The organism is Pseudolysinimonas sp. (assembly GCF_044239695.1).
GTDB lineage: Bacteria > Actinomycetota > Actinomycetes > Actinomycetales > Microbacteriaceae > Pseudolysinimonas_A.
Window position 1 is genome coordinate 48634 of sequence record NZ_JBIIAW010000007.1, and the last position, 6171, is coordinate 54804.

The 6171-nt window shown below is 69.1% G+C and carries 8 protein-coding genes and 1 tRNA gene; 3 read left to right on the forward strand and 6 right to left on the reverse strand.

The annotated features are described in order from the left end of the window. Positions 1-4 precede the first annotated feature (4 nt). Positions 5-283, reverse strand: a complete 279-nt coding sequence (locus ACILQS_RS02335) for a helix-turn-helix transcriptional regulator (protein WP_395638491.1) — start codon at positions 281-283, stop codon at positions 5-7. Between the two features lie 17 nt (positions 284-300). Beyond that, positions 301-1293: a TerC family protein gene (locus ACILQS_RS02340; protein ID WP_395638497.1), complete on the reverse strand. Its 993-nt coding sequence runs from the start codon at positions 1291-1293 to the stop codon at positions 301-303. Between the two features lie 92 nt (positions 1294-1385). Between ACILQS_RS02340 and ACILQS_RS02345 the strand changes: the two genes are divergently transcribed. After that, entirely contained in the window at positions 1386-2345 is a 960-nt protein-coding gene (locus ACILQS_RS02345; RefSeq protein WP_395638492.1) for a sodium-dependent bicarbonate transport family permease, read from the forward strand. Between the two features lie 114 nt (positions 2346-2459). Here ACILQS_RS02345 and ACILQS_RS02350 read toward each other — a convergent pair. Then, positions 2460-2532 (reverse strand) — tRNA-Lys (locus tag ACILQS_RS02350). Positions 2533-2577: 45 nt separating this feature from the next. Between ACILQS_RS02350 and ACILQS_RS02355 the strand changes: the two genes are divergently transcribed. Then, the gene (locus ACILQS_RS02355) at positions 2578-3057 is read left to right on the forward strand and encodes a peroxiredoxin (RefSeq protein ID WP_395638493.1); all 480 of its coding nucleotides are present in this window, start codon (positions 2578-2580) and stop codon (positions 3055-3057) included. On the opposite strand, the gene ACILQS_RS02360 is transcribed toward ACILQS_RS02355, so the two are convergent. Beyond that, positions 3032-3364, reverse strand: a complete 333-nt coding sequence (locus tag ACILQS_RS02360) for a hypothetical protein (RefSeq protein ID WP_395638494.1) — start codon at positions 3362-3364, stop codon at positions 3032-3034. The two genes, ACILQS_RS02355 and ACILQS_RS02360, sit on opposite strands and share 26 nt — an antisense overlap. Before the next feature lie 263 nt (positions 3365-3627). Here ACILQS_RS02360 and ACILQS_RS02365 point away from each other — a divergent pair, with 263 nt between their 5' ends. Continuing rightward, positions 3628-3876, forward strand: coding sequence for a WhiB family transcriptional regulator (locus tag ACILQS_RS02365; protein WP_191282935.1), 249 nt, complete (start codon positions 3628-3630; stop codon positions 3874-3876). On the opposite strand, the gene ACILQS_RS02370 is transcribed toward ACILQS_RS02365, so the two are convergent. Together ACILQS_RS02370 and ACILQS_RS02375 are read right to left on the reverse strand one after the other, a co-directional pair. Further along, positions 3873-5366 (reverse strand): sensor histidine kinase, encoded by a 1494-nt coding sequence (locus ACILQS_RS02370; protein WP_395638495.1) that lies wholly within the window; start codon positions 5364-5366, stop codon positions 3873-3875. The genes ACILQS_RS02365 and ACILQS_RS02370 overlap by 4 nt on opposite strands. Before the next feature lie 4 nt (positions 5367-5370). Beyond that, on the reverse strand, positions 5371-6171 hold an 801-nt coding region (locus ACILQS_RS02375; RefSeq protein WP_395638496.1), incomplete at its 5' end, for a CpaE family protein.

A 6171-nucleotide genomic window follows, 5' to 3' on the forward strand; every position in this document is an offset into this window, starting at 1 on the left:
GTCGTCATCCGAGGTCCTGGAGCGCCTCGATCAGATCGTTCACCGTGTGCGCGGCGTTGGAGGGATGCCGCAGCGGCCTGTCGCGGTGGAGAACGTAGTGGTTGCGTCGCCCGCGACGATGACGCTCGAGGTAGCCGGCCGCCTCGAGGTCGTTGAGGATGGTGACCGCGCTGCGGGTGGTGATCCCGATCGCGGCGGCGAGCTCCTCGAGGGTGGCGTCGGAGTTCTGGGCGATCTGCAGCAGCACGTGCGCGTGATGCGTGAGAAACGTCCAGTGCGCCATGGCTCCATTGTGTCCGGTCAACCGCGTGGGCTGTCGGCCACCTCGTCGTCGCCGGCCTCCCGGAAGAGTCCGGAACGCGGCGCGTCGACCGGCCGTCGCCCTTGGCCGCGCGTGGCGATGAGGCTCGCGACGACCGTCACGGTGAGGATGCCGATGATCACCCCGAGCGAGAGGGTCGTCGGCACCTTCCAGATGTCGTGCAGCGCCATCTTCACGCCGACCCAGATGAGAATGGCGGCGAGTCCGATCTTGAGATACACGAAACGGTGCACGAGGTCGGCGAGGAGGAAGTACATCGCGCGCAGGCCGAGGATCGCGAAGGCGTTCGCGGTGAAGACGAGGAATGCCTCGTCGGTCACGGCGAAGATCGCCGGAATCGAGTCGACGGCGAACACGATGTCGGTGACCTCGATGAGCACGAGCACCGCGAGCAGCGGGGTGGCGACGAGGGCGCCGCCGACCCGGGTGACGAGCTTCTGGCCGTGGTACGTGTGCGTCATCGGCACGAACCGTCGGAAGAGCTTGAGCACGCGCGAGGCGGCGGGATCGCCGTGGTCGTGGCGGTGGCGCAGCATCTGGATGCCCGTGAACACGAGCAGCGCGGCGAAGACGTAGAGCACCCACGCGAAGTTCTGCAACAGAACGGCGCCCGCGGCGATGAAGATCCCGCGGAACACCAGCGCGCCGAGCACCCCGAGGAAGAGAACCCGGTGCTGGTACTGGGCCGGCACGCCGAGGCTGGCGAAGATGATCGCCCAGACGAAGACGTTGTCGACTGCGAGCGACTTCTCGATGACGAACCCGGCGAAGTACTGCTGGCCGAGTTCGGCGCCAAAGAGCGCCCAGACGATCACCCCGAAGCTCACCCCGCTGAGCACCCAGAACACCGACCACGCCGAGGCCTCCCGCAGCCCGATCACGTGCGCGTGCCGGTGGGCGACCAGATCGATCGCGAGCATCGCGACGATCACGGCGATGACGGTGAGCCAGGCCCAGAGGGGGACGTCCAACACCACTCCTTTCGAGATTTCAATTAGTGAAGCAGACTTCGTATATCCTCCTCAATGCATGAAGAAAACTTCACAGGATTTCGGGAGGAACGATGGATGTCTCTAGCGCGGTGAGCAGCGTGCTGAGCGCTCCGGTGCTCGCCTTCGCCCTCGGGTTCGTCGCCGTACTGGTGCGCAGCGATCTGCGGGTGCCCGACGCGATGGCCCACGGACTCTCCATCTACCTCCTGCTGGCGATCGGACTGAAGGGCGGCGTTGCGCTTCGCGGGAGCGACGCGGGCGAGCTGGTCGTGCCGCTCGCGCTCGCGATCGGCCTCGGCCTCGTCATCCCCGTGCTCGCCTTCGTGGTTCTGCGCGTGGTGACCCCCTTCGACCCCGTCGACCGTGGCGCCATCGCTGCTCACTACGGCTCCACGTCGCTCGTGACGTTCACGGCAGCACTCGTCGCTCTCGAGTCGGCCGGGATCGCCGTTCCGGCCTACGCCGCGACGATGCTCACCGTGCTCGAGGTGCCCGGCATCCTCGTCGGCCTCCTCCTCGCGCGCCGGCACGCCACCGTGCGCGGCGGGTGGAGTGCGACGCTGCACGAGATCGTGACCGGCAAGTCGATCCTCCTGCTCGTCGGAGGCCTGGCGATCGGCGCCGTGATCGGACCGGCCGGCTATGCGAGTGTCGAACCGCTCTTCGGCGAGCTGTTCCGCGGCGTGCTGGTGCTCTTCCTGCTCGCCCTGGGGATCGAGGCCGCGCAGCGCATCGGCGCGCTCCGTCGGGGTGCCCTCGGCCTGATCCTGTTCGCCGCGTTTTTCCCGCTCGCTGTCGGCTCGCTGACCGTCCTGCTCGGCAGCGCCGCCGGCCTGGGCGTCGGAGGCGCTGCGATCCTCGGCGTGCTCTGCGCAAGCGCCTCGTATATCGCTGCCCCCGCGGCCGTGCGGATGGCGCTGCCCGAAGCGACGCTCGCCTACCCGCTCACCGCGTCACTCGGAGTCACCTTCCCGGTCAACCTCGCCGTGGGCATCCCGCTGTTCGCGGCGATCGCCGGGACCCTCGGCTGAGAATCGAGCCGCCTGACCTCGCGCACGGGAGTCGCGACGAGTCGCCTGGGCCGGGAGGGTCATGAGAAAGCAAAAGCCCCGTCTTCGCTGGCGAGAGCTAGGACGGGGCTTTCGTACACCCCCCGGGACTTGAACCCGGAACCCACTGATTAAGAGTCAGTTGCTCTGCCAATTGAGCTAGAGGTGCGTAGGTCCACGAGTGGACCGAGGGACAACGATAGCATGACCGACGATGACTGATCTCGTCCGCCTCGACGCAGGCGAACTCGCCCCCGACTTCACTCTCACCGACCAGCACGGGAAGCCGTTCACGCTCTCGAGCACCCGCGGCTCGAAGACGATCGTGTACTTCTACGGCGAAGCCGGCACCCCCGCCTGTACGAGCCAGGCGTGCGACTTCCGCGACAACATGGCGGTCTTCGAACAGGCCGGGTACCGGGTCGTTGGCATCTCGCGCGACGAGCCCGAGGCCAACGCCGGCTTCGCCGCCGACGAGAACCTGCCGCAGGTCATCCTCAGCGACCCGACCCGCGAGGTGCACGGGATGTACGGCACCTTCGGTGAGAAGCAGCTCTACGGACGGACCGTGACCGGGGTGATCCGGGCGACCTTCGTGCTCGACGAGGAGGGCCGCATCCTGATGCCGCTCTACAACATCAAGGCGACGGGGCACGTCGCGATGCTGCTCAAGAAGCTGCGTCTCGACCGCTGAGCCACAGCGCGGTCGGGCGGCACACGACCAGCACGAAGCCCACGACGCCGACGATGACGAGCGGCCAGCCCCAGCCGGGCTGAGCCAGGGCACCCTGCAGCGCTCCCACGCCGATCGCGAACAGCAGCACCTGGAAGACGACGCCCGCCGCACGCACCCAGGCCCGGCCGCGCCAGAGTCCGACGAGCACCGCGCCGAGCACGACGGCGGTCAGCGCGGCGAGGACGACCAGGGCAAGCGCGGTCGCGAGGGACGCCGGTGGCACGGTCAGCACCTCCACCAGAAGCAGGATGCCGAGCGCGAGCACGCCCGCGAACTCGGCCGCGACGACGACCGCCAGGGCCCAGACGGTAGCCGGGCGATGGCGGGGAGCTGAAGGATCACCTATTGATTCGATGTGACAAGTATGAAACCCTTACCCACGGTTGATGTGACGCCTACAGAGTCGTAGGTGAGTCCGGAAGGCCGACTTTCCCCCCAAACTTTCCGTTCTCACTTCGACCATGCGCGAAAACCTGAATGAGGAATCCGAATCGCGCCCGCGTCAGCAACAACATAAGGAGCACCACCATGGATTGGCGTGACAAAGCCGCCTGTCTCACCGCAGACCCCGAGCTCTTCTTCCCGGTCGGCAACACCGGACCGGCCGTCGACCAGATCGACAAGGCGAAAGCCGTGTGCGCTCGTTGTTCCGTCACCGAGCAGTGCCTTCAGTACGCTCTCGAGACCAACCAGGACTCGGGTGTGTGGGGTGGACTCAGCGAAGACGAGCGTCGGGCGCTGAAGCGTCGCGCCGCGCGCGCCCGCCGCGCCAGCTAGACCTTCGTCAGCCAGAGCAGGGGCACGTCGATCGTGACCTCGGTGCCCTCGCCTTCGAGGGTGTGCCAGTCGATCGTGCCGCCGAGTTCGCCCTGGATGAGGGTACGCACGATCTGCGTGCCGAGGCCCGACCCGACCTTCCCTTCGGGCAGCCCGACCCCGTTGTCGCGCACCCGGATCCTCAGGTCGCCGTCCTTGCGCTTCGCCGAGATCTCCACCTGACCGTCGGCGCGGCCGGCGAGGCCGTGTTCGACCGCGTTCGTCACCAGTTCGGTGAGGGCGAGGGCGAGCGGCGTCGCGTACGCGCTCGGGATCGCGCCGAACTTGCCCGTTTTGACCGGACGCACCGTCGTGTTGTGACTCGACGCGACCTCGGCGACGAGCATGAGCACACGGTCGAAGACGTCGTCGAAGTCGACGATCTGGTCGAGCCCCTCGCTCAGGGTGTCGTGCACCACCGCGATCGCCGCCACGCGGCGCATGGCCTGGTTGAGGGCATCCTTCGAGTCGTCGCTGCGGGCGCGCCGCGCCTGGATGCGCAGCAGCGACGCGACCGTCTGGAGGTTGTTCTTCACCCGGTGGTGGATCTCGCGGATGGTCGCGTCCTTGGTGATGAGCTCCTGCTCCTGGTGCCGCACCTCGGTGACGTCGCGCACGAAGATCGCCGCGCCGACCCGTTCACCGCGGAACCGGATCGGGATGGCCCGCAGGGTCACGGTGACGCCGCGCGCTTCGATGTCGGTGCGCCACGGGGCGCGGCCCGACACCACGAGCGGCAGCGACTCGTCGACGTGCTGCTTGTTGCCGATCAGGCCGGTCGTCACCTCCGCGAGCGACTCCCCCTCGAGTTCGCCCTGGAAGCCCATCCGGTTGAACGCCGAGAGGCCGTTGGGGCTCGCGAACGTGACGATGCCGTCGGCGTCGAGGCGGATCAGACCGTCCGAGGCGCGGGGGGCACCGCGGCGCGGCATCGACGGCGCCGCGAGGTCGGGGAAGTCGCCGGTGGCGATCATCGCGAAGATGTCGTTGGCGCACTGGTTGAAGGTCAGCTCCTGGCGACTCGGCGTGCGCGCCTCGCTCAGGTTGCTATGCCGCGTGAGCACGGCGATCGGATGCTCGGTCACCGCCTGGCCGCTCGGCGCGAGCCGCCGCACCACCGGGATCGCGCGCACCCGGGTCGGCGTCTCCTCGTACCAGTCCGGCGCCGCGGTGTCGACGATCTGCACCGTCTCGAACGCTTCGGTGACCTGCTGCTTCCACTCCGGCTTGATCTGCTGCCCGACGAAGTCGCGATAGAAGAGGGTCGCGGCCGACGACGGCCGGGAGTGCGAGACGGCGACGAACGACCCGTCGGCGGTCGGCACCCAGAGCACGATATCGGCGAAGGCGAGGTCGGCGAGCAGCTGCCCATCGGCGACGAGCAGATGCAGCCACTCGACGTCGGCCGGCGAGCGGTCCTGCGCGAGCATCAGCTCGGAGAGGGTCGACACCCCCCTACGTTACCTGCGGGCTGTTGGTTCGTTCCCCGGACAGCTCGGCGGCGAGTTTCCGGATCACCGCGCGAGCCGGCGACCGCGGGGCGACGTCGACGAGGGTGCGACCGCTCAGCAGGGCGGCATCGAACCCGGCCGGGTCCCACGGGATGAGGTGAGCGGGCGCGACCCCGCCGAAGCGCTCGAGCGTCGCGCGCACCTGGCCGGCGGGGTCGAGTCCGACCGCCCCCGACCGCACCTTGTTGGCGACGACCGTCACCCGGTCAGGAGCGACATGCTCGAGGAGCTCGGCGTGCCCGCGTAGGAAGCGCGCCAGCCCCACCGGATCGGCCGCGCCCACCGCGATCACCCGATCCGCGCCGCGCAGCACCTCGAGGGTGGCGGCGTTGCGACGCGGGGCGGCGACGTCGCTCACCAGCTCCTCGTCCTGCTCCAGGCCGGCCGCCACGTCGACGACCGTGATCCCCGCCCAGCTGCGTACGGCATCCAGGACTCCGGCGATGCGGGCGGGCGTCAGCTCCGGCCAGCGGGCCGGGCGACCGATGCCGGTCAGCACCCGGATTCCGCTGCGATGCACCGACGCGACCCGGTCGAGCTCGGCCGCCGTGAGAGCGTTCGTGCCGGCGAGGCGGCAGGCGGCGGCGAACCCCGGGGCCTCGTCGAGCAGCCCGAGCGAGGGGGCGACCGCGGCGCCGTGAGTGTCGGCGTCGGCGAGCGCGACCGAACGACCGGATGCCGCCAGCTCCCCCGCGAGCGCGATCGCCAGGCTCGTCCGCCCGGGGGCCCCGCCCGGACCCCAGAC

Bases quoted from the DNA above. Each gene is read 5' to 3' on its own strand.
- ACILQS_RS02345 (WP_395638492.1), top strand. From the start codon at position 1,386: ATGGATGTCTCTAGCGCGGTGAGCAGCGTGCTGAGCGCTCCGGTGCTC.
- ACILQS_RS02355 (WP_395638493.1), top strand. From the start codon at position 2,578: ATGACTGATCTCGTCCGCCTCGACGCAGGCGAACTCGCCCCCGACTTC.
- ACILQS_RS02335 (WP_395638491.1), bottom strand. From the start codon at position 283: ATGGCGCACTGGACGTTTCTCACGCATCACGCGCACGTGCTGCTGCAG.
- ACILQS_RS02365 (WP_191282935.1), top strand. From the start codon at position 3,628: ATGGATTGGCGTGACAAAGCCGCCTGTCTCACCGCAGACCCCGAGCTC.